Here is a 21,182-nt window from a genome sequence, read left to right as displayed (position 1 = left end):
CCTACAACCTGAGGGGGACCCCGCTTCGGGACCTGCGGCCGATCCGCTCGACCCGGCCCGCTCCTAGCGTTGAGCCATGACCACACTCGTCTGCACCAGCGCGTCGAAGGCCGCTTCACCAGCGGCGCAGACCCTTCCGTATCCGTCGTTCTCGTCGTACGTCAGGGCCCGCCAGCCGGTGCTGCTGCGTACCGCCCGCTCGCTCACCGGCAACCCGAGCGACGCGGAGGACCTGTTGCAGACCGCGCTCACCAAGACGTACGTCGCCTGGGAGCGTATCGAGGACCACCGCGCCCTCGACGGCTATGTGCGCCGGGCGCTGCTGAACACGCGGACGTCGCAGTGGCGCAAGCGCAAGGTAGACGAGTTCGCCTGCGACGAGATGCCGGAGCCGGAGCCGGCGATCGGCCGCGACGACCCGGCCGAGCAGCAGGCGCTGCGCGACGCGATGTGGCGGGCGATCATGCGGCTGCCCGCACGGCAGCGGGCGATGGTAGTCCTCAGGTACTACGAGGACCTGAGCGAGGTCCAGACGGCCGAAGTGCTCGGCGTCTCTGTGGGCACGGTGAAGTCGGCCGTCTCGCGCGCGCTGGGAAAGCTCCGCGAGGACACCGAGCTGGGACTTGTCCGCCAGTGAGCCTCGTCTCGCCCGCCGCGGGGGCGCCGCTCCCACGCCGCCTCGGCCGCGGCTGAACCCCTCCTTCCGCCTGGCGTGATGTGATCGATCGCCCGGTCCTAGTGACATACCACGCGGTATGTGAGCAGAATCAGCGCAACCTTTACCACCGCGTAGGCAATGTCGCCCCGGGAGGACGCCGTGCTGAGCACGATGCAGGACGTACCGCTGCTGATCTCGAGGATCCTGACCCACGGGTCCACGATCCACGGGACATCACAGGTGACCACGTGGACCGGTGAGGACGAGCCGCACCGCCGCTCCTTCGCGGAGATCGGCGCCCGCGCGGCCCAGCTGGCCCACGCGCTGCGGGAGGACCTCGGCGTCGCCGGCGACGAACGGGTCGCGACTCTGGCCTGGAACAACGCGGAGCATGTGGAGGCCTACTTCGCGATCCCGTCCATGGGCGCGGTCCTGCACACCCTGAACCTCCGCCTCCCGCCCGAGCAGCTGGCCTGGATCGTCAACCACGCCGCCGACCGCGTGATCATCGCCAACGGTTCGCTGCTCCCCCTGCTCGCCCCGCTGCTCCCGCACCTGAAGACGGTCGAGCACGTGGTCGTCACGGGCCCGGGGACCGCTCCCTCCTCGCGGACGCGACCGCCCGTGTCCACGAGTACGAGGACCTGATCGCCGGGAAGCCGACGTCGTACGACTGGCCCGAGCTGGACGAACGCCAGGCCGCCGCCATGTGCTACACCTCCGGCACCACCGGCGACCCCAAGGGCGTGGTCTACAGCCACCGCTCCATCTATCTGCACTCCATGCAGGTCAACATGGCCCAGTCGATGGGCCTGACCGACGGGGACACCTCGCTGGTCGTCGTGCCCCAGTTCCATGTGAACGCATGGGGCCTGCCGCACGCGACCTTCATGACCGGCGTGAACATGCTGATGCCGGACCGCTTCCTCCAGCCGGCCCCGCTCGCGGCGATGATCGAGAGCGAGAAGCCCACCCACGCGGCCGCCGTCCCCACCATCTGGCAGGGCCTGCTCGCCGAGCTGACCGCGAACCCGCGTGACGTCTCCTTCCTCGGCCAGGTCACCATCGGCGGCGCGGCCTGTCCGCCCTCGCTCATGGAGGCCTTCGACAAGCTGGGCATGCGGGTCTGCCACGCCTGGGGCATGACGGAGACGTCCCCGCTCGGCACGATCGCCCGCCCTCCGGCCAGTGTGGTCGGCACGGCGGAGGAGCTCGCCTACCGTCTCACCCAGGGCCGTTTCCCGGCCGGCGTCGAGGGCCGCCTGACCGGCCCCGGCGGCGAACGCCTCCCCTGGGACGGCGAGTCGGCCGGTGAGCTGGAGGTGCGCGGCCCCTGGATCGCGGGCGCCTACTACAACGGCCCGGACGCCGACCCGCTGCGCCCCGCCGACAAGTTCAGCGAGGACGGCTGGCTCAAGACGGGCGACGTGGGGACCATCTCCCCGGACGGCTACCTGACCCTCACCGACCGGGCCAAGGACGTCATCAAGTCCGGCGGCGAGTGGATCTCGTCGGTGGATCTGGAGAACGCGCTCATGGCCCACCCGGACGTCGCCGAGGCGGCCGTCGTCGCCGTCCCCGACGACAAGTGGGGCGAGCGTCCCCTGGCCACGGTCGTCCTCAAGGAGGGCGCCACCGCCACCTTCGAGACCCTGCGCGCCTTCCTCGCCGACGAGGGCCACATCGCCAAGTGGCAGCTCCCGGAGCGCTGGACGGTCATCGAGTCGGTCCCCAAGACGAGCGTCGGCAAGTTCGACAAAAAGGTACTGCGCAGGCAGTACGCGGAGGGCGACCTGGACATCACCCGGCTCGGCTGACCCCGCCGCACTCCCCGGAGCCCCTGGCCACCGCCAGGGGCTCCGTCACCCCGACCCGGGGCGCCATTCGTCCTCGAGCAGGCCGAAGACCAGCGAGTCCCGCCAGCCGTCGCGGATGATCTGGGTGTGCCGCAGATGTCCCTCGAGCGTCATGCCGAGCTTGGCCAGCACGCGCGCGGAGCCGAGGTTCCGCGGGTCACAGGTGGCATGGACGCGATGCAGCCGCATCCCGTCGAAGGCGTGCGCGAGAAGCAGCCGCCCGATCTCTGTCCCGACGCCCCGCCCCCACACGCGCGGATGCACGATGTAGGAGATCTCGCCCTGCCGCCGGCTGCCGCCGGCTGTCGCCGCGCACCCGCAGTTCCCCCATCCCCACCACATCCGGACCGAGGCGGGCCACGTAGGGGAACCGGCGCTGCGGGCTGTCCGACCAGGCCGCGACCGCCCCCGCCACGAATTCCCGGGTCTCGTCCGGAGTGTTCGGTCCCCACGGCTGATAACGACAGGCCTCGGACAGACCCGCCCAGGTGTGGACGGCGGCCCAGTCGTCCGGGACGATCTTGCTCAGGGTCACGGTTTCGCGGCGCACAGGACGATCATGCCCACCCCGGTGTACGGCTGTCCACGGCCCCTCGCGAGCGCGGGAGTCCATCCACCCGGCACCGCGCTACCGCCCTGCGGCATCACCTCACCGCCGCCCCGCGCTACCGTCCTGCGGCATCACCTCACCGCCGCCCCGCGCTACCGTCCTGCGGCATCACCTCACCGCCGCACCGAGGTCAGCCCCCACCCCAGCACCAGCCACAGCCCCGCCACCGCGCACACCCCGCCCCAGCCGAAGTGGCTGAAGGCGGCCCCGCCGAGAGCCGAGGCGGCGGCGCCGCCCGCGAAGCCGGCGACCACGTAAGCGGTGTTGGCGGTGGCCGGCGTGGATGTCGCGGTCAGGGCGAGGGTCTGGTTGGCGACATGGGAGGCGACCAGCGCCGCGTGGATCGCGATCGCGGCGGCGAACAGCCCGCCCAGCACGTGCCCGCCCAGCCAGAACAGCGGCACGGACACGGCCGCGAGCAGATACGCGGACCGTACGACACGCGCCGCGCCGAACCGGTCCACGAACCCGCCCGCCAGCGGAGCCACCGCACTCGCCGTCAGCCCGAAGAGCCCGAAGAGTCCGGCGGTCGCGGGGGACAGTCCGTACTCCGGCCCGGTCAGCAGCAGGGAGAGCGCGGTCCACAGCGCGCTCCACGCGCCGAACATGCCGGCCTGCCGCAGGCACGCCCGCCACAGGTCTGGCGAGAGCCGCAGCACCGAGGGCAGCGCGGCGAGCCCGGCGAACAGCGGGCCTTCCCGCCGCCGCCGGGACGGCAGGACGAACGCGGTCGCCAGCCCCAGGACGAGGGTGAGCAGGGCGGCGCCCGCGAACACCCAGCGCCAGCCGAAGGCCTGCCCGGCCAGCCCGCCCAGGACCCGGGCCCCGACGATGCCGGTGAACAGGCCCGCGATGACGGCCGCGACATGACGGGCACGCCGGTCGGCGGGAGCGCGCTCGGCGACCAGCGGGACGAGCAGTTGAGGTATGACGGTCGTGGCCGAGGCGACGAACATGGCGACCGCGAGGGCGGTGGCGTCCGGGGCGGCCGCACTGGCGCCCAGCGCGAGGGTGGTGACGACCGTGAGTCCCGCGACCAGCCGGCGCCGGTTCGCGCTGTCGCCGAGCGGGGCGAAGAACAGCAGGCCGACCGCGTAGCCGAGCTGGGCGACCGAGGCGATCCAGGCGACGGCCGAGGGGGCCGAGCCGAAGTCACGGGCCATGAGCGAGAGCAGCGGTGCGGCGAGGTAGATGTTGGCCGCGGTGACCGCGCTGCACACGGCGATCAGGGTGAGGAAGAGGCCGGGGGCGGGCGTACGCGCCTGCCCCGCGGGCGCCTGGGCCTGGACGGCCCGGCGAGACGTGGTCGTGGTCGCTGACGGCATGAGGGAGGACTCCTTGGAGTCGGCTCTAACAACTAACTGGTTGGTTGGATGATGAGGCAACAGTGTGAGCCGCCCTGCGATTCCCTGTCAACCAAACAGTTGGTTACCTGGCGCGCTACCCTCTCCCCCATGGCACCAAGGGACCCCGAGGCCACGAAGGCCCGGATCTTCGAGGCGGCGGTCGCCGAGTTCGCCCGGCATGGCATCGCCGGCGCCCGCATCGACCGCATCGCCGCCGAGGCGAAGGCGAACAAGCAGCTGATCTACGCCTACTTCGGCAACAAGGCGGAGCTGTTCGCGATCGTCCTCGAGAAGAAGATGCTCCATCTCGCCGAGGACGTCCCCGTCGTCCCGGACGACATCGAGAGCTGGATCGACCGCGTCATGGACTACCACGCCGCCCACCCGGAGCTGCTGCGCCTGCTCTTCTGGGAGGGCCTGGAGTACGGCAGCGCCGAACTGCCCCACGAGTCCGCCCGCCAGGAGCACTACGTCCGCAAGGTCGCCGCCCTCCGGGACGGCCAGGACCGGGGCGTCATCACGGACGCCGTCCCCGCGGCCGACCTGCTGTTCCTGCTGACCGCCCTGGCCAACTGGACCGCCGTCGTCCCGCAGATGCGGCGCATCCTGGTCGGCGACGGGGAGGACGCCCAGGACCGCTTGCGCGCGTCGGTCAAGGAGGCGGCGCGCAGGCTGACGGCCCGCTGAGCCGTGTCCGCAGGACCGGCACGCCGGCCCCTCCGGCTCAGTTGGTCCCGATCCTGCTCAGCAGCTCGACGATCCGGGTCTGCACCTCGCCGCTGGTGGACCGCTCCGCGAGGAACAGCACCGTCTCCCCGGAGGCCAGCCGCGGCAGATCGGCCTGGTCGACGGCGGCGGTGTAGACGACGAGCGGGGTGCGGTTCAGCTGCCCGTTCGCGCGCAGCCAGTCGATGATCCCGGCGAACCCGTCCTGCCGCTGCTGCACCTGCATCAGGTCCATCACGACCAGGTTCGGCCGGAAGTCGCTCGCCAGCGTCACCGCGTCCGCGTCGCTCGCGGCCCGCGCGACCTGCATCCCGCGCCGCTCCAGCGTCGCCGTCAGTGCCAGCGCGATCTCCGCGTGCTCCTCGATCAGCAGCACCCGCGGCGGGTGCTGCTCACTGTCACGCGGCGCCAGCGCCTTCAGCAGCACGGCCGGATCGGCACCGTAGGCCGCGTCCCGCGACGCCTGCCCGAGCCCGGCCGTGACGAGCACGGGCACCTCGGCGGCCACGGCGGCCTGGCGCAGCGACTGCAGCGCCGTACGGGTGATCGGCCCGGTCAGCGGGTCGACGAACAGAGCGGCGGGGAACGCCGCGATCTGCGCGTCGACCTCCTCGCGCGAGTTCACGATCACCGGCCGGTAGCCGCGGTCGCTCAGCGCCTGCTGGGTGCTGACGTCCGGCGCGGGCCACACCAGCAGCCGCCGCGGGTTGTCCAGCGGCTCCGGCGGCAGTTCGTCGTCCATCGGCTGCGGCCGCGGCGGATCGGCCACCTCGACGGCACCCCCGGGCCCGTCCAGCGGCTCGGGTCCCTCGGCGGCGTTCTCGTCGGGGGCACCTATGGCGTACGACCGCCCACTGCCCTCGGTCATCTGCGCGAGCCGGGACTGACCGGCGAGGGACGGCTGCGCCGGGGCGGGCGCGGACGCCTGGGCGGGCACCTGTGCGGAGACCGGCGCGGACGTCGGCTCGGCCGTCGGATGCGGACGCGCGGCCTGCTCCGGACGTGCTGCCTGCTTGGGACGCGTGGCCTGCTCGGGGCGCTGCCCCTGATCCGGGCGTGACGCCGGTTCCGTCTGCGTGGCCTGATCGGCCCGCGTGGCCGGGTCGGGCGGCGTGCCGAGCTTGCGGCGGCGGCCCGATCCGCCCGGCTGGTGCGGGGGAGGCGTCGCCGTCGGCAGGGGGACGGACAGGGACGGCGGCTGCTGGACCTGGGCCGCCTGCCGGTTGAACGGCACGCCCTGCCCCAGCGTCCGCACGCTGATCGCCCGGCCCTGCGTCGAGTTCGGATCGACGGGCGCCGAGGCCTCGGCGGGCAACGGCTGAGCCGCCCGCTGCGCCTGGGCCTGGGCCTGCGCCTGTGCCTGTGCCTGCGCCGCGCCCTCCGGCGGCAACGGAGTGCCCGGGGCCGGAGTGTGCTGGGCCGCGATGTTCGGCTGCGGCGCCTGAGGAGGTGTGCCGTTCGGGGGTACGGCGACACCGGCCCCCAGGCTGTCGTCGTCCTCGGCGGCGGGCCACGGCTGGGGGGCGGGGGTGCCGCCCTGAGCCGGGGCCCCCTGGGCGGGGTGCCCTGAGCCGGGGCGCCTTGGGCGGGGGCGCCTTGAGCTGGGGTGCCTTGAGCCGATGTGGCCGTGCCATGCCCAGGAACGGCCTCGGCGGGGAGCGGCTGCCCGACGGAGGGCTGCTGCGCCGGTGGGGCGACGCCCTGCTGCGGCAGCGGCTGCGTACCCAGGGCCGGAGGCTGCAGCGCCTGTCCCGGAAGAGCCGCCTGCACGCTGTGCCCGAGCCCGCCCTGCGGGGGTACGGCGACGCCCTGCGGCTGGGGGACGCCGCCCTGCGGAGCGTTCCCCTGCGCCGGCACGGCCGCACCCGGCACGGCCTGGGCGGCGGCCACCCCGACCTGGACGGGCGCGCCCTGCCCCGGCGGGACCTGCCCCGCGGCGTCCTGCTGCGCGGGAACACCCTGCCCGGGCCCCGCAGGCACGGAACCAGGCGGCACGGCAGCAGCAGCTACGGAACCAGCCGGCGCGGCATCCGCCGCTCCGGGCGCCTGCACCGCTGCTCCCTCGCCCTGCTGCGGCACCACGGCCCGCCGCCGACGGCCGGTCGGCGCACTCGTGGGATGCGGCTGCGGCGGGGTGTGATCGGCGGACTGGTCGTGCGGTACGGCGTCGTGCCGCCCCTCCTCGGCCACCCCGTCAACGGCGGCGGCCGCTGCCGCGACAGCCTCGGTCCCCTGCCCCTGCCCCTGCTCGGTCTGCCCGGCCTGAACGCCCTGCTGGGCCGGTTCGTCCGGGGCCGTCTGATCGGCCTCGGCCGGCGGCAGGGCGAACACCGGACGCGGCCCCGCGGCCTGCTGCGCCGCCCGCTCGTTGGCGGCGGCCAGCGCACGCCGCCGACGCCCGGTCGGCTGATGGCCTTGCCCCTGTGCCGCACTGTCCGAAGCGGAGCCCGCGTCACCGGACGGCGCGGGCAGCGCCGGCGGCAGCGCGCGCTGCTCACCGGGATCACGCCGGGCCCGCTGCCCGGAGGCCTCGGGCACGCCCTGCGGCGGAACGGTCCCGCCCAGCCCCGTGTTCGAGGCGGCGGTCCCGGCCGCGTGCTCGGCGGCGGTGACGACGGCCCCCTCGGCAACACCCTGGACGGCACTCCCGACGGCCTCGAGAGCGAGGGCCTCCGCGGCGGCGTCCTCCGCCGGACGCCCGCGCCGCCGCCCGGTACCGCCCGACCCGGGGCCCTCACCGGAAGCCCGCGCCGGAAGAGCGGCCGGTTCCCCGGCGGCCCGCCTCCTGCGCCGCCCGGACCCACCGGAACCGTCAGCCTCGTCGCCCTCACCGGAAACATCCCCGTCCAGGAAGGCATCCGTGGTGGCGCGCCGCGCCCGGCGCCGCCCCCACCGGAGGTCTGCTCACCCAGGACCGCGGGGAGGGCCCCGTCGACCGCCTCGGCGGCGGCATCCGCGGCAACGGCCCCGGCCCCGCCCCCGATCGGCACCTCGAGGACGTACGCGCTCCCGCTCATCCCCGGCACGTCGTGCGTCTGCAGCACACCGCCGTGCGCCCGGACGATCCCCCGCACGATCGGCTCGTGCACGGTGTCGCCCCCGGCGTACGGCCCGCGCACCTCGATGCGTACGACCTCGCCGCGCTGCGCGGCCGCCACGACGACGGTGTTGTCCAGATACCCGCCCGCCGACAGGGGCGTGTTGCCGGTCGCGTCGACCCCGGCCACGTCCGCGACGAGATGCGCGAGGGCGGTGGCGAGCAGCCGGGGATCGACCTCGGCCTCGATGGGCGGGGCGTGCACGGCGAACTGCACCCGCCCGGGCCCGATGAGCTCGACGGCCCCGTCGACCCCGGCGGCGACGACGGCGTCCAGCATCACCTTCGTACGGGCCACGTTCTCGCTGCCCGTGTCGAGGCGCTGGTAGCCGAGGACGTTGTCGATGAGCGTCGTGATCCGCGAATAGCCGGCGGACAGGTGGTGCAGCACCTGGTTGGCCTCGGGCCACAGCTGCCCGGCGTCGTCGGAGGCCAGTGCGGCCAGCTCGCGGCGCAGCTCTTCCAGCGGCCCGCGCAGCGACCGGCCGAGCAGGGTCAGCAACTGCTCGTGCCGGGCGGCGAGCGCCTCGTACCGGTCCTTCTCCCGCTCCCCGAGCGCGGCGTACCGGTCCTCGTTCGCGCCGAGTTCCTCGGCGTGCCGCTCGGCCAGCTCCTCCAGCTCGGTGACGTGCCGCTGGCGCAGCGCGGTCAGCTCGGAGGCGTGCTCCTCGGCGACCTGCTCCAGCTCTTCCTTGTGGCGTTTGTCCGCCGCTTCCTTCTCCTCGACGACCGTGTCGTACGGCCGCCGGTCGGTGAAGGTCATCACGGCGCCGACGAGCTGGTCGCCGTCCCGCACGGGCGCGGTCGTCAGATCGACCGGAACCTTGCCGCCGTCCTTGGCGTACAGGACCTGCCCGCGCACCCGGTGCTTGCGCCCGGAGCGCAGGGTGTCGGCGAGCGGCGACTCCTCGTACGGGAAGTCCGTCCCGTCGGCACGCGAGTGCAGCACGAGTTCGTGCAGTTCACGCCCGCCGAGATCGCTGGCCCGGAAACCCAGTATCTGAGCGGCGGCCGGATTGACGAGCACGATCCGCCCGTCTGTGTCGGTCCCGACGACCCCTTCGGACGCGGCCCGCAGAATCATCTCGGTCTGCCGCTGCGACCGCGCGAGCTCGGCCTCGGTGTCGACGGTCCCGGTCAGGTCCCTCACGACGAGCATGAGCAGCTCGTCACCGCTGTACCCGTACCCGTCGTAGGCCTGCTGCCCGTTCTCCAGATTCGCACTGGTGACCTCGACGGGGAACTCGGTCCCGTCGGTCCTGCGCGCGATCATCCGGGTCGGCTTGGTCCGGCCCTGCGGATCGAGGTGCTCCGGCCGTCGCATGGAGCCGGGGATGAGCTTGGAGTCGAACTGCGGCAGCAGATCGAGCAGCCCGCGCCCCACCAGAGCGGTGCCCGGAGTCTCGAAGGCCTCCAGGGCGATGGTGTTCGCGTTGACGACCGTCCCGTTGGCATTGACCAGCACCAACGCGTCGGGGAGCGCATCCAGTATGGCTGCGAGGCGAGCAGCGCCTCGGGATGGCCTGCTGCTCACGAGACGCTTCCTCCCTGTTACCGCACCTTGCCGACCGCTCGGGCCATCTTGCCAACCGTCCCGCAGCGTGTCACGCGAGGGAGTCTAAGGGCTGCGGTTGCGCTCGCGACGCCGGATGAGAGCGAGGTCGCACGAGCAAGTGACCCCGAACTGACGACCGAGTAACCGTCAAACGCCCGCCCTCCTGCGACGACGTCGCGGGACCTTCGCGGGACCTTTACGACGACGGTGTTTCTGTACCTTTTGGCCGGACCGGCGGGATGGAGGGCGGGGAGGGGCGAAATCCGGACGAGATGCGACGAGGTGCGGAGGGTCGGTCACGGAGGCGACATGAGAAGAAATGCCGCCGGAGTCGACGCGGGACTCAGGCGCGCCGCCCGCCCTTCATGTCCGGCAGAAGCGGCACGAGCCGGTCCCAGCGGGAGATCTGGCAGCCGTCACGGCGGTCGTACGTGGCGTCGACGGGGCGCCCGGCCCAGGTGCCGGTGACGTGCGCGGTGGCCGGCCCGCCGTACTGCATGGTGCAGAAGCCGCCCTTCGGAGCGGGAGCGAAGGTCTCCTGCCCCCACCGCGTGTCCCGCTCCAGGGCCGCGCAGGCGCCGCTCGGGTCGGGGTGGCTGCCGCCGTCGGGCCCGCAGTACAGCTCGAAGGTCCCGTCGGCCCCGCCGCCGGCGTTCCGCACGGTGACGGTGAGGTGATCCCGCTCCTTGCTCTTGCCGTCGCCGAGCCCGGTCTGGGCGTACGCGGCCGGGGACACCGCGGCCAGTGATCCGAGGGCGGCGACGGAGGCGGCGGCACCGAGGAGGAGGCGCCGCAGGCCGGGGCGGGAGGTGGTCCGGGGCATGGTTCGGGCGGCGGCCCGGGAAATGGCAGTCGACATGCCCTGACTAACGCGGCGTGCCCCGGGACGTTGCGCGACAGCCCGACAAGCCTTTTGCCCTGCGACCTTCCTGCCTAGTACCGTAGGGGGCGATTGGTGACGCGGCGCTCGACTGTGTCATCATCGGCAAGCACCGACTCGCGCTCGCGCGGGCCATGTGCGTGGAGGCGTCGCCTAGTCCGGTCTATGGCGCCGCACTGCTAATGCGGTTTGGGACTTAAATCCCATCGAGGGTTCAAATCCCTCCGCCTCCGCACTTGATCACGAAGCCCCGGTCACCTGACCGGGGCTTCGCTGTCATACCACCCAGAACAGTCGTTTCCGCAGCTCACAAGGGGTACGGCAAACGGATTTCACATGGCGGCGGCAGTCATGTAATGTTCTTCCTGTCGCCGCGAGCGAGCCGGAAGGCCCGAGAGCGGCGATAAAACAGAACAAGCACTCGTAGCTTAACGGATAGAGCATCTGACTACGGATCAGAAGGTTGCAGGTTCGAATCCTGCCGAGTGCACAGCACGTCAGAGGCCCTGCGGAGAGATCCGCAGGGCCTCTGACTTTTGCCTTGACGGCAGTGTTTGACGGCAACCGCTTCTGCGAGTCGATCAGATGGCTACCGGGACACCGGCGGCGCCGTCGTCATCATCTGACTCGTTGCCGTCACCCCTCAGTGCGTTCCCGACGCGGTCGAAGGCGGACCGCTGGGAGTCGAGCCGTACGAAGGTGTAGATGTCCATGGTCACGCGGATGGAGCTGTGGCCGAGGACTTCCATGATCATGCGGGCGTCGGCGCCCTGTTCGTGGAGCAGCGAGGCGCACGTGTGACGCAGGTCGTGAAAACGGACCCTGCGGACGCCGGCGCGGACGCACAGCACCTCGAAGGAGCGGTTCAGGTTGCGCGGCTCTATGGGGGTCCCGTTCTTCGTGGTGAAGACGAGGCCGTGGGCCGTCCCCTTCCAGTTGGCACCCGCCGCCTTCCGGTCGGCGATCTGCTGGGCGCGCTGAGAGCGGAGCGCTGTCACGCACTCGGACGGCAGGGCGACGCGTCGGGCTGATCGCTGTGTCTTCGGTGCCACGATCAGCAGCTCGCCGCCGACCCGCTGTAGGGCTTGCCGGACGGTGAGGACACCTTCGTGGAGATCCACGTCCGACCAGCGCAGCCCCAGCAGCTCGCCGCGCCGCAGGCCGATGCGGACCGCCAGCTCATATGCGGCCCAGAGCCGGTTGTCACGGGCAGCCGCCAGGAGCTGACGCCCCTCCTTCGCCGTGAGCGGTTCGATCTCTCGCTTCGTTCCCATGCTCAGCTCCACGTTCCGGGCCACGTTGCGGGGCAGCTCGTCCTCACGAACGGCGTGCTGGAGAGCAGCACGCATGATCACCAGGAGAAAGCGCACCGTCCGGTCAGAGGGGAGCTTCTTGCAGCACTTGCCGAGGGCGCAGCAGCGCCGCTTGTGCTCGGGCCGCTTCCTGTCCTTGCCCTGGGCGCAGCACTGGCAGGTGACGGCCGTCTTCGCGAGGAAGGCGCGGATGTCGCGGGCGGTGAGTCGGACCAGCTTCTTCCGGCCGAAGTCCGGGGTGACGTAGTTACGGACGAGGGACTCGTAGTTGACGTAGGTCGTCCGGCGGACCTTGCCCTGGGCGACGTTCGTCAGCCAGTACGTCAGGTACTCGGCGATGGTCATCTTGTTGGTGGCGACCGGGAGGCCGTTGAGGGAGTCCGCCTTCAGCTTGGTGAGCTTCTCGTGGGCGTCGTCCCAAGTCTTGCCGTACACACTGCGCCGCTTGTACGTGCCATCCGTCGTGAGCACGTACGCACTGCCCTCCCAACGGCCGTCCTTCCGCTGGTAGATGGTGCCCTCGTTGTTGGCGTTCTTCTTCGGCTTGGCCATCAGGCGGCTTCCTGTTCGGTGCGGAGGGAGACGTAGGTGTCCAGGGCGGCTTCGCTGATGCGGCGGCAGCGGCCGATCTTGAAGGAGGCGAGTTCGCGCGAGCGGATCAGGTCGTGGACCTTCCAACGGCTGATGCCGAGACGATCGGCGACCTGGTCCACCGTGAGCACGGCCGTCGTCATGAGGGCACCAGTCCTTCCTGCTTGAGGCGTTGGGTGTGGGCTATGTCGTGTCGGACCTGGGCGGCGAGGAATTCCTCGCCCGGGCGGTAGCCGCTGCTGAGGTAGGTCCAGGCGGAGGCGGTGACGAGGGTGGTGTTCTTGTCGTCGACGGGTAGGCCGGCGCGGGCACGGGCGGCTTCGGCCTGAGCGAGGCGCCAGGCGCGGCGTACGTCGCGGAGGGCGCCGAGGGTGGTGGAGTAGGCGCGGGACTTGGTGGAGAAATGGCCGCGGAAGCCGAGCATGTGTGCCCACTTCCAGAGCTTGAGTTCGGCGAACTCCGGCAGGTGACCGAGGGCCCAGGCAGTACGGATCATCTGGCGTACGTGCCGCTGTACGGGCAGGTCCTTGATGGGTTCGGCCTGTCCGGTGCCGTCGCAGTCGGTGCACCGGTCATGGAAGCCATCGGGGCCGCGCACGTAGCCGCGTCCCTTGCAGGGGTTGCACATCAGGGTGCGGTCTACGGTGCCGGTGCCCTCGGCGTTCTTCGTTGCGTACTTGGCGACGTATCCGGCGACCTTGGCGTCGGTGTACTCGGCAACCCTGGCATCGGTGAGTTCGCCGTTGCCCAAGGCTGAGATGGGGTCCACCTTGTACCGGCCGCCCCAGGCGATGACCCGCTCGCCGATGGAGTCGGACTCGACAGTGAGCCGGGCACGCTGGACGGCCAGGCTCACGGCGGAGCTGAGGACGTCGAAGGTGGCCCAGGACGGGGGCGCGGTGGTGTGGCCGTCGGGTCCGTCGAAGCGAATCACGGCGTGGAAGTGGACCAAGCCGCGCTGCTGGTACTCGGCGACCTTGGCGAACGAGACGCGCAGGGCGGCGTTCAGTGCCTTCTGCGTCATGCCGAGGCGCTTGGCCAGGGCGCGGCGCAGGTAGGTGGTGAACCGTGCCCAGAGCTGTCCGGCGTGGGCGTTCCACAGCACGGCGCCGGTGTAGTCGTACGTGGCTGGGTCCAGCGGGGTCCCCAATACCGGGTCATCCTCAAGGTGTCGGGCGCCGCAGCGGCAGGGGCGGGGCTTGTCCGCCTGGTCGGTCTTGCGGTTGTGGACAGGGCCGAAGGATGGGGCGGTGAGGGTGACGAAGGCTCGGGGGTGGTCGCGGACGGCTTCGGCGACGTTTTTGCCGCCGGAGAGTCCGGCCTTGATCAGGTGGTAGGTGTCGGCGGCGTACACCCGTGAGCAGGCCGGACAGCGCGTGGCGCGGCGGTTGCCGCAGGTGGTCAGCAGGCGTCCGGAGGGCTCGTCCTCGGAGCGGTACGAGCGGACCACTTGCTTGGTGGTCTCATCGGTGGTGACCGTCCAGCCATGGAGGTTCACGGGGCGGGTGCAACCACGCAAGTCGCGGACCTGTTCGCTCACCCTGTCGAAGTCGTGGGTGTTGGCCAGCTCGATCAAGTCCCGCAGGCCGGGGCTGATCACGTGGCGTAGGTCGAGGGGGCGGCGCATGGGGGCGGGGCTCCTTTCTGGCATGACGGGGGATGCCGACGGGCAGCAGCCGTTCGTGGGCGGAGGCGCGGGCTGCTGCCCGAAGGCATGGCGGGGCGAGCCCATGGGCTAGTGAGGGTGGAAAGTGCTGGAAGGCCGGCGGGGAGAGCGCGGCTCTACAGCGAGGCGTGGAGCGCGGTGGCCATGGGCAGGCCGATACCGAGCCGCCTCTTGAGTTGAACCGGCGTGATGGCTTCGCCGTGATCAGCCTGGTGTGATGCGGCGATCGAGCGGGCTTCGGTCAGGAGCGGCTCAGGCACCTTTACGGCAGGCGCAGGAGCGGCAGGAGCCGGGGCAGCGACCGGAGCGACATGGGCCGGTTCTGGTGTGACAGACAGGGCGGGCGTTGAGACGGGTTCCGTCTGGGCGTCGGCCGGGGCAGGCTCTTGAGCGGGGGCAGTCTCGACGGTGGCCGTCTGGGCGGCTACGCCGGTGGAGACCGCGGTGAAGGAGCGCAGGAGCTGCGGGCCGACCGCTCCCCAGCCGAGGAGCAGGAGAGGTGCCACGGAGTCGATGGCTGCGCGGCCGTAGTGCCCGGCGACGATCGGTTCTGCGACGTTGAGGGCCAGGGTCAGCAGGCCGGAGACATGCATCAGGTGCGTGGCCGCCTTCAACTGCTCGGCCGGGACACCGCGCAGGGACAGGAAGCGCAGGGCGACCATGAGGCCGACCACGGACAGGTCGACCATCGGCGCGATGAGCGGTGCGATGGGAGCGGGGACGCCCAGGCGCAGGGCCAGGGCCCAGACGTTGCCGAACGAGAAGACGAACGCCAGCGCAGCGATGACGATCATCACGGCGGTGATGGTGCGCTGAGTGATCCGGTCCTCAGTCATGAGTGTTCACCTCCTTTCTGGGCGAGGGCGCGAGCGATAGGTGGTTGGGTCAGGCCGCCATGGGCGGGGCGGTGGAGTCCGGGGCGTTCTTGGTCAGGTCGATGCCGGTGAGCAGGTCGGCCGGGTCGTTGGTGAGGTGGGCGGTCTGCTGGGCGATGGCCGCGCTGTCCTGGCCGGAGACGTAGGGCGTGCGGATGCGGGTGAAGCCGGGCTGGGACTGGTGGTTCATGGAGGCGACGCCGACGTAGGCGCGGTCCTGGAGGTTGATCGGGTTGGCGTCGGGCCACTCCCGGATGTCCTCGCCGAGGGCGGCGACGGCAGCTTCGGCGGTCTTCTGTGCGAAGGACAGGCCGATGGGGCACACGTCGCGGATGAACGTCGGGATGGCGTCGCCGGTGGACTTCTGGGTGGCGAGGATGACGAGGATGCCCATGCTGCGGCCCTTCTTCACCAGGTCCTCGACGAGCCGGGCGTTCTCGGCGGCGAGCGCGGCGAGCTTCTTCGTCTTGGGGTCGCTGCCCTTGTGGTCGCGGAAGTAGGTGTGAGCCTCGTCGATGATCACGACGACGAGCGGCCACCCTGCTGAGGGCCCGACCTCCCACATGCTCTGCACCCCGAGGATGTGCTCAGCGGCCGACACGCGGGCGCGGCGCAGCTCCACCAGCCGCCGGAACAGGGCGTTGGCCTCTTCGAGGTCATCGCCGACGAAGTCGAACATCCGCTTCACGAGGTGGGCGTAGTCGCCCTCCTTTGCGGTGGACACCTTGCCGTCGGCGCACACGAACTGAATCGCGGGCGATGGCGCCCAGTCGCAGATCAGCCGGTTGATGAGCGAGGTCTTGCCGAAGCCGGGAAGGCCGGCCACGGTCACGCCGGGCACCTGCGTGAGGTCGACGGATACCGGCTGGGCGTATTCGTCCAAGCCCAGATCCCACCGAGCGATCTCGTCCAGTACCTCTCCCGTGGGCTGGTGCTCCGTCTTGAACTTCAGCGGATCGAGGCGGACACCGCGGATGACAACCTGTCCAGGCTTGTCCTGGGTGACCGCGACGCGCGTGCACCGCCAGGCGTCCGCCAGGTGCGGGGCCGCCTTCTGGAACTGCTCCAGGCCCACGCCGGGCAGGCAGTTCGCCCGCGCGATCACGCCGTAGGCGTCATGCGTGACCTTCAGAGCGGGGACCAGGACACGGGGTTTGATCGGCTTGTTGTCCGTACTCGACAGCGCCGCCGCCATGGTCGGCGTCTTGTCCGTGGCCGACAGCTTCAACATCGGCGCGAGCCGCTTCCAGGTTCGCCGTATGCGCATGGCCTGCCGGATCGACTGCCGGGTCATGGCATCGGCACGCACGTAGCGGACCACCCACCACACTGACCAGCCGACCAGCACAGCCAGGGCCATGCCACCGTAGCCGAAGACTCCTTCCAAGGCGTCGTTGATGTCCTTCATGTGCGCTTCTCCTGTGGGCTGTTGAGGAAGGCCCCGAGGGCCGATTCGAAATCCGTCTGATCCGGGGCGGTAGGTAGTGCACAGAGCCGGGCATCCGGCCCGGCGTGAGGCAGCGGGAAACTGCGCTCGACGCCGGACCGGAAAGCGGCGCCGATCACGCTGCGTCAGCGGCCGGAGCCGGGGCGACCAGGTCCAGGCGAAGTACGCGGTAGGCGATGCCGTCCGAGAGCTGGCCGTTGAAGATCCGAGCCCACGGAGTCGCGAACAGCTCCACCGGCATCACCGGCACACCCGGCTTCAGGCCGTTCGGGATGCCGGTCTCCGGAACCGTGATCTTCAGCGCCTCGGCGCGGTCCTCCTCCATGAAGAAGAGGGTGATCGTGTAGAGCTTTGCGCCAGTCTCACGGTCGGTCGCGAACTGCGTCTTCTCGGCGTCTGCGTACTTCGGCACCGGCAGAGTGCCGACCATGAACGACGCGGTGGGGAGCAGGCCAACACGGATACGAGCCATGGGTGTTACGTCCTTTCGGTAGGTGCTCCGCCGAGTGGCGGGGCGTGATCAATAGAACCTCGCTCACCTAGCAATGTCAAGCGAACGAGGACTGCTAGGTATGTGGGGCTGTGGGTGGGGGTTCGTCAGAGGGGTGTGCTAGGGCTGCTAGCTCTGGCTACTCTGATAGGTATGACGCCTGCTAGTTCCGCAAAGCCCGACCGACGGCCGCCCTACCAGCACGCGGCCGACGAGCTTCGGCGCGAGATCAAGGCGGGCCGCTACAAGCCGGGCGACCAGCTCCCGCCCTACCGGGAACTGCAAGAGCGGTTCGGCGTGGCCAACATGACCGCCCGCGCCGCCCTCAACGTCCTGCGCGACGAAGGGCTGATCTACACCATCCAGGGCCGAGGGAGCTTCGTCGCCGACTACGACGGCAAGGGCGTCGACTACACCCCGCCTGCCTGGTACCTGGGCAACAGAGCTGAACCTGGCGGCTCAGAGGCGGACGAGCTTGTCATCGGGAAGGGGAAGCCGGGCAGCGCCAATGCCGCCGGCCCCGCCCTGACCGAAATGCTCACAGCGTTGCGCGACGAGATCCGAGCACTCAGCGCGGAGCACCAGGAGCTGCGCCGGGAAGTCGAGGCGCTGAAGAAGGCGCAGCAGGACTCGCCTTCCTGAGTTCGGCGACCTCTCGTCGCATCTGCCTCGCCTCGCGGCCGAGCCTTGCCGCCATGGCTGTCATCTCCCGAATCAGCGCGGACGCCTCCGCAACCTCCCGGCTGTGAATGCCGACCAACTCCCTTTCCGGGTCGTCTATCTGCTCGGTCATATCTCCCCGCTCGCTGCCCTGCCGTTGCTGCCTACTGCGTCACTCAACCGCCGAGGGCCTGCCCGTACCGTCCGGCAAGCCGCCATCGCGGCTGTCGAGATAGGTCTATCGGCCTGACCGGACAGGCAGGCGGCGAGCGGTGCCGCGGTCCCGCCGAGCGGGCAACAACCCTTCGTTGCGTCCCGCCGTGTGGGCTCATGTCTCCGCGTGCTCATGTCGCTCGTCCTTCGGTCGTCGGTCAGGGCATCAATGGTCCGGAGAAACGCCGGTTTGGGTAACCGGCGATCGTCGGCTATGTTCCGTCCGCCAATCCGGCGCGGACCGTCCATAGCGGCGGAGAAACCCGCATGGGTGTGCCCGCTTTCGGTGGTTCGTCTCACTCATCCATCTCCGACTTCGGGCCCCAGCGGATCCTCGTACTCGCTTGCTGCTGGTGCCGGTCTAGTCGGCGTGGCAGCCGCCCGGCGGGAATCAGCCGAGCACTCGCCCCCGACCGCAACCCCGACCATCAGTCCCCGACCAAGGTCACGAATGGATCACGGAATGGTCAGGTGGACCCCGACCAAGCCCTCTCAGGCATCCTGCAATCCCCGGCCTGTGGATAGATTTCGGCGAACGCCAGAGCAAACAGATATGGATCTGGATCTATCGGGTCTAAAGCGTCACGGGAGCCAGTGAGCAGGTGAGAAGCCGAGGCCGTGCATGGCCGTTCGACCGGCCAGAAGCCCAGCCCAGCGAAGCTGTTCAGAGTTTCTTTACTGGATCAAGGCGGCCCGCCTGCGGCGGGCCGCGCGCGCTGGCGGCCCGTGGCCGCCGCCGCTCCTTGTCTCCGCCACCGCTACGGCGGCCCCCCGCCACTCAGCGCGCAGCACTGCCAAGGCGGACAGACGACCAGAAAGCAACCCGACCGCTCCGAGCACCAGGACCAAGCCGTCGCACGCCATGCCCGACCACGCCCCCCCGCCGCTCAATGCTTCTGAGCCGCATAGCCCACAGAGCCACATACCGAGCCCAGTTGACCTGCCGCATCGGGCAACGCCTAGGCAGGATCGAGAGACGGGCCGTGACGCATGGAAGAAACGTGGTTGAGGCCGACGGGTGGTTGCTGGAGGCACACGTGGCGGGTGTGCGTTTGGCTGACCCGCCGTCGTGGCTGACTTTCGGTGGTTCAGGTCAAAGCCTCTCTCGATTCGACAACATGGAGCCGGGGGGATCTGCACCCGCACCCGAGCACGCCAACTGCCCCGGCTACCATCGGCACCGGGGTCCTGATCAGGGCTTCCATGACCGGACCACCCGGAATGCTGTCCAGGCTGAGGGGTGGTCCGGTCTCTTGTTGTCGGTCTTGGCTATGCGAGTGACGCCAGGCGTACCGGGTCTTAGAGGCAGCTCAGGGTCTTGCCCACCTCGTAGATGGTCGGTCGGTCTTCGGGAGCATGGCTGAGCATCGCTTCGATCAACTCGCCTAGCTCACCCGGCGCCTTTACGGAGCGGCGTCTGCCGTTGGCTACGGCCTCTCTCTGCACGGGACGCGGAGCGTCGTCCGGGTACTCGACAGCGCGCCAGCCGGTGGCCGAGATGAGCAGGGAGGCGCCGAGGGCGTAGATGTCGGCTTCCGGCGTGGGCTCGGCTTCCCCCGAGGCGAGGACGCTGCGCGCGATCTCCGGTGCTTCGTAGTGGACGAGGCAGCCGCGGAACGGGAAGTCGTACCCCTCGGGAACGTGGCCGCCGTGGGCTAGGGCGAGGTCGATGAGATGCGTCCGCTCGGGACTGATGATGAAGTGCGCGGGCTGTACGTCGCCGTGGGCCCAGCCCTTGGCGTGCAGTTCGGCCAGGACCTCGGCACAGCCCAGCGCCACGCGAGCGTCCGGTGCGACGGATGTGTCTCGCCTACGGCAGGGCTCCCACAGCTGGTGCAGGTCCGGCCCTTCATGCCATGGCTGGAAGTTCCACGTGCCGTGCTCCCATTCGCCGTACGCGAAGTCGTCGAACCCGAGGCGATGCAGCACGGTTCCTTCGCGCGCCGGCGCGAGGGCGGTCCAGGGCTGGGCGGACCAGTCGGCTGTGGCCTCGATCGGGTAGCCGACCTTCACGGCGTAGTGGCCCCGATGGCTCTCGACCTCCCAGACCATGGAGCCCCGGCGGTTCACGACCAGACGCTGAGACGTGGGCATGAGGGCGTCAAGTACCACGATCGGCAGTTCAGAGGGTGACCCGGACAACGTCTGTTCTCCTTCCGGGCGAGCGCGGCCGATCATGAGTCGAGGCCGGCCGCGTCGCTGCTGTCGTGTTGCTACGCCTGACCGTACGGTCGGCCGCAGTCCGAGTCGCACTGTGCGAGGTTCGTGCCGTCCACGGTCCACAGGTCGTCGAAGACCATGAACCCCGCCGTCTTCATGGCGCGTGCCGAAGCGGAGACCTGCTGCGGGTCACGGGCACCCCCACCAGGCTTCGGGTTGTGGTGCAGGAAGCGGCCCGCGTACCGCTCGCACAGATCCGCGTACTCCTTCGTGTGCAGGATGAGCGCGTGCAGGCCGAGATCCACGTCGTCCGACGGGACCATGGGGACGATCGCGGTGGCTGCGGTGACCACGAAGGCGACGGCCTGGTCCGCAATCCGCTCGGCACGTTCGGGCGACTGTCCGTTGTGGGTGACCACGAAGTGGGCGAGGCTCTGGAACAGCTCCTCGCCAGCTTCCCCGCGGCCGGTCCGCTGGTCGTTAGCCGTTGCCGTCATGCGAGTACTCCTTATGGGTAGTGGAGCGTGGCACTTACGGGTTTGGAGGCCGCCCCGAACGGGGCCGGGGGAACCGGGGAATGAGCACCCGTCCGGGGCGGCCGGTCTACTGGCCGACAGCGAGAGCCATGCCGATCACCAGGCCGCACGACCCGCTGATCATGATGATGAACAGGACTCCCGCGTACCGGCCGATGGCGCGCATCACAGCCCATCCCGACTGTTGCCGTTCTTGATGGCCAGGCGGGCGCTCAGTTCCTCCCGAGCGCTCGGCGGCACCACCTTGTCCGGCATGGCATCCCACTCCCGGCCACCGCCGATGGGCCGTATCTGCACACGGCCGCCGAGCTCACCCATGACGATGCCGATACGTCCCCTGGCGGTGTCCTTCGCCAGTTCACCGATGCCTGGTCTGGTCTGCTGATTGCTCGCCATGCACAGGAGCATCGCGATCGAAGGGCTGCTGCTAAAAGGTCAGGCTGATTACCCAACTTGGGTAACATCGCGGCAAGTAGAGAACTAGCGACGTTGCGTAGCCCTCG

The 21,182-nt window shown here is 70.4% G+C and carries 16 protein-coding genes, 2 tRNA genes and 2 pseudogenes; 6 read left to right on the top strand and 14 right to left on the bottom strand.

Annotated features, from left to right (window positions below):
* Positions 1-76 precede the first annotated feature (76 nt).
* Both ACQEV8_RS21195 and ACQEV8_RS21190 read left to right on the top strand, forming a co-directional pair.
* On the top strand, positions 77-637 hold the full coding sequence (locus ACQEV8_RS21195; RefSeq protein ID WP_432962460.1) for a SigE family RNA polymerase sigma factor: 561 nt from the start codon (positions 77-79) through the stop codon (positions 635-637).
* Between the two features lie 159 nt (positions 638-796).
* A pseudogene (locus ACQEV8_RS21190) lies at positions 797-2,475 on the top strand (long-chain fatty acid--CoA ligase).
* Between the two features lie 45 nt (positions 2,476-2,520).
* Here ACQEV8_RS21190 and ACQEV8_RS21185 read toward each other — a convergent pair.
* The 3 genes from ACQEV8_RS21185 to ACQEV8_RS21175 form a co-directional block, all read right to left on the bottom strand.
* On the bottom strand, positions 2,521-2,781 hold the full coding sequence (locus tag ACQEV8_RS21185) for a GNAT family N-acetyltransferase (protein WP_432972869.1): 261 nt from the start codon (positions 2,779-2,781) through the stop codon (positions 2,521-2,523).
* On the bottom strand, positions 2,672-3,127 hold the full coding sequence (locus ACQEV8_RS21180; protein ID WP_432962458.1) for a GNAT family N-acetyltransferase: 456 nt from the start codon (positions 3,125-3,127) through the stop codon (positions 2,672-2,674). The genes ACQEV8_RS21185 and ACQEV8_RS21180 overlap by 110 nt, the downstream gene beginning before the upstream one ends.
* Before the next feature lie 110 nt (positions 3,128-3,237).
* On the bottom strand, positions 3,238-4,449 hold the full coding sequence (locus tag ACQEV8_RS21175) for an MFS transporter (RefSeq protein ID WP_432962456.1): 1,212 nt from the start codon (positions 4,447-4,449) through the stop codon (positions 3,238-3,240).
* Positions 4,450-4,578: 129 nt separating this feature from the next.
* Here ACQEV8_RS21175 and ACQEV8_RS21170 point away from each other — a divergent pair, with 129 nt between their 5' ends.
* Positions 4,579-5,157, top strand: a complete 579-nt coding sequence (locus ACQEV8_RS21170) for a TetR family transcriptional regulator (protein WP_432962454.1) — start codon at positions 4,579-4,581, stop codon at positions 5,155-5,157.
* Positions 5,158-5,194: 37 nt separating this feature from the next.
* Here the strand turns inward: ACQEV8_RS21170 and ACQEV8_RS21165 are convergent.
* Both ACQEV8_RS21165 and ACQEV8_RS21160 read right to left on the bottom strand, forming a co-directional pair.
* Positions 5,195-9,827: pseudogene (locus ACQEV8_RS21165) on the bottom strand (PAS domain-containing protein).
* Between the two features lie 364 nt (positions 9,828-10,191).
* A complete protein-coding gene (locus ACQEV8_RS21160) occupies positions 10,192-10,707 on the bottom strand; it encodes an SSI family serine proteinase inhibitor (RefSeq protein WP_432962452.1) in 516 nt (171 codons plus the stop codon).
* Between the two features lie 163 nt (positions 10,708-10,870).
* On the opposite strand from ACQEV8_RS21160, the gene ACQEV8_RS21155 reads away from it, so the two are divergent.
* Positions 10,871-10,961 (top strand) — tRNA-Ser (locus ACQEV8_RS21155).
* 184 nt (positions 10,962-11,145) lie between these two features.
* A tRNA-Arg gene (locus ACQEV8_RS21150) sits at positions 11,146-11,218 on the top strand.
* A 91-nt stretch (positions 11,219-11,309) separates the two neighbouring features.
* Here the strand turns inward: ACQEV8_RS21150 and ACQEV8_RS21145 are convergent.
* The 6 genes from ACQEV8_RS21145 to ACQEV8_RS21120 all read right to left on the bottom strand — a co-directional run bounded on the left by ACQEV8_RS21145 (position 11,310) and on the right by ACQEV8_RS21120 (position 17,092).
* Positions 11,310-12,593 carry a site-specific integrase gene (locus ACQEV8_RS21145; protein WP_432962450.1) on the bottom strand — a complete coding sequence of 428 codons (1,284 nt, stop codon included), beginning with the start codon at positions 12,591-12,593 and terminating at the stop codon, positions 11,310-11,312.
* Positions 12,593-12,775, bottom strand: coding sequence for a helix-turn-helix domain-containing protein (locus ACQEV8_RS21140; protein ID WP_432962448.1), 183 nt, complete (start codon positions 12,773-12,775; stop codon positions 12,593-12,595). Before ACQEV8_RS21140 ends, ACQEV8_RS21145 begins: the two co-directional genes overlap by 1 nt.
* Positions 12,772-14,259: a replication initiator gene (locus ACQEV8_RS21135; protein WP_432962446.1), complete on the bottom strand. Its 1,488-nt coding sequence runs from the start codon at positions 14,257-14,259 to the stop codon at positions 12,772-12,774. The genes ACQEV8_RS21140 and ACQEV8_RS21135 overlap by 4 nt, the downstream gene beginning before the upstream one ends.
* Positions 14,260-14,414: 155 nt before the next feature.
* Entirely contained in the window at positions 14,415-15,134 is a 720-nt protein-coding gene (locus tag ACQEV8_RS21130; protein WP_432962444.1) for a DUF2637 domain-containing protein, read from the bottom strand.
* Between the two features lie 49 nt (positions 15,135-15,183).
* Entirely contained in the window at positions 15,184-16,581 is a 1,398-nt protein-coding gene (locus tag ACQEV8_RS21125) for an FtsK/SpoIIIE domain-containing protein (RefSeq protein ID WP_432962442.1), read from the bottom strand.
* A 154-nt stretch (positions 16,582-16,735) separates the two neighbouring features.
* Positions 16,736-17,092 (bottom strand): hypothetical protein, encoded by a 357-nt coding sequence (locus ACQEV8_RS21120; RefSeq protein ID WP_432962440.1) that lies wholly within the window; start codon positions 17,090-17,092, stop codon positions 16,736-16,738.
* 171 nt (positions 17,093-17,263) lie between these two features.
* Between ACQEV8_RS21120 and ACQEV8_RS21115 the strand changes: the two genes are divergently transcribed.
* Positions 17,264-17,752, top strand: a complete 489-nt coding sequence (locus ACQEV8_RS21115) for a GntR family transcriptional regulator (RefSeq protein WP_432962438.1) — start codon at positions 17,264-17,266, stop codon at positions 17,750-17,752.
* A gap of 1,530 nt (positions 17,753-19,282) precedes the next feature.
* On the opposite strand, the gene ACQEV8_RS21110 is transcribed toward ACQEV8_RS21115, so the two are convergent.
* The 3 genes from ACQEV8_RS21110 to ACQEV8_RS21100 form a co-directional block, all read right to left on the bottom strand.
* Positions 19,283-20,125 carry a protein kinase gene (locus ACQEV8_RS21110; protein ID WP_432962436.1) on the bottom strand — a complete coding sequence of 281 codons (843 nt, stop codon included), beginning with the start codon at positions 20,123-20,125 and terminating at the stop codon, positions 19,283-19,285.
* A 71-nt stretch (positions 20,126-20,196) separates the two neighbouring features.
* Positions 20,197-20,640 carry a glycine-rich domain-containing protein gene (locus ACQEV8_RS21105; RefSeq protein WP_432962434.1) on the bottom strand — a complete coding sequence of 148 codons (444 nt, stop codon included), beginning with the start codon at positions 20,638-20,640 and terminating at the stop codon, positions 20,197-20,199.
* A gap of 204 nt (positions 20,641-20,844) precedes the next feature.
* A complete protein-coding gene (locus tag ACQEV8_RS21100; protein ID WP_432962432.1) occupies positions 20,845-21,087 on the bottom strand; it encodes a hypothetical protein in 243 nt (80 codons plus the stop codon).
* Between the last annotated feature and the right edge of the window lie 95 nt (positions 21,088-21,182).

It is taken from the genome of Streptomyces sp. CA-179760, assembly GCF_050937045.1.
Classification (GTDB): Bacteria; Actinomycetota; Actinomycetes; order Streptomycetales; family Streptomycetaceae; genus Streptomyces.
Note: the sequence above shows the minus strand (reverse complement) of the source record. Positions and strands in the feature narration are given on the sequence as shown.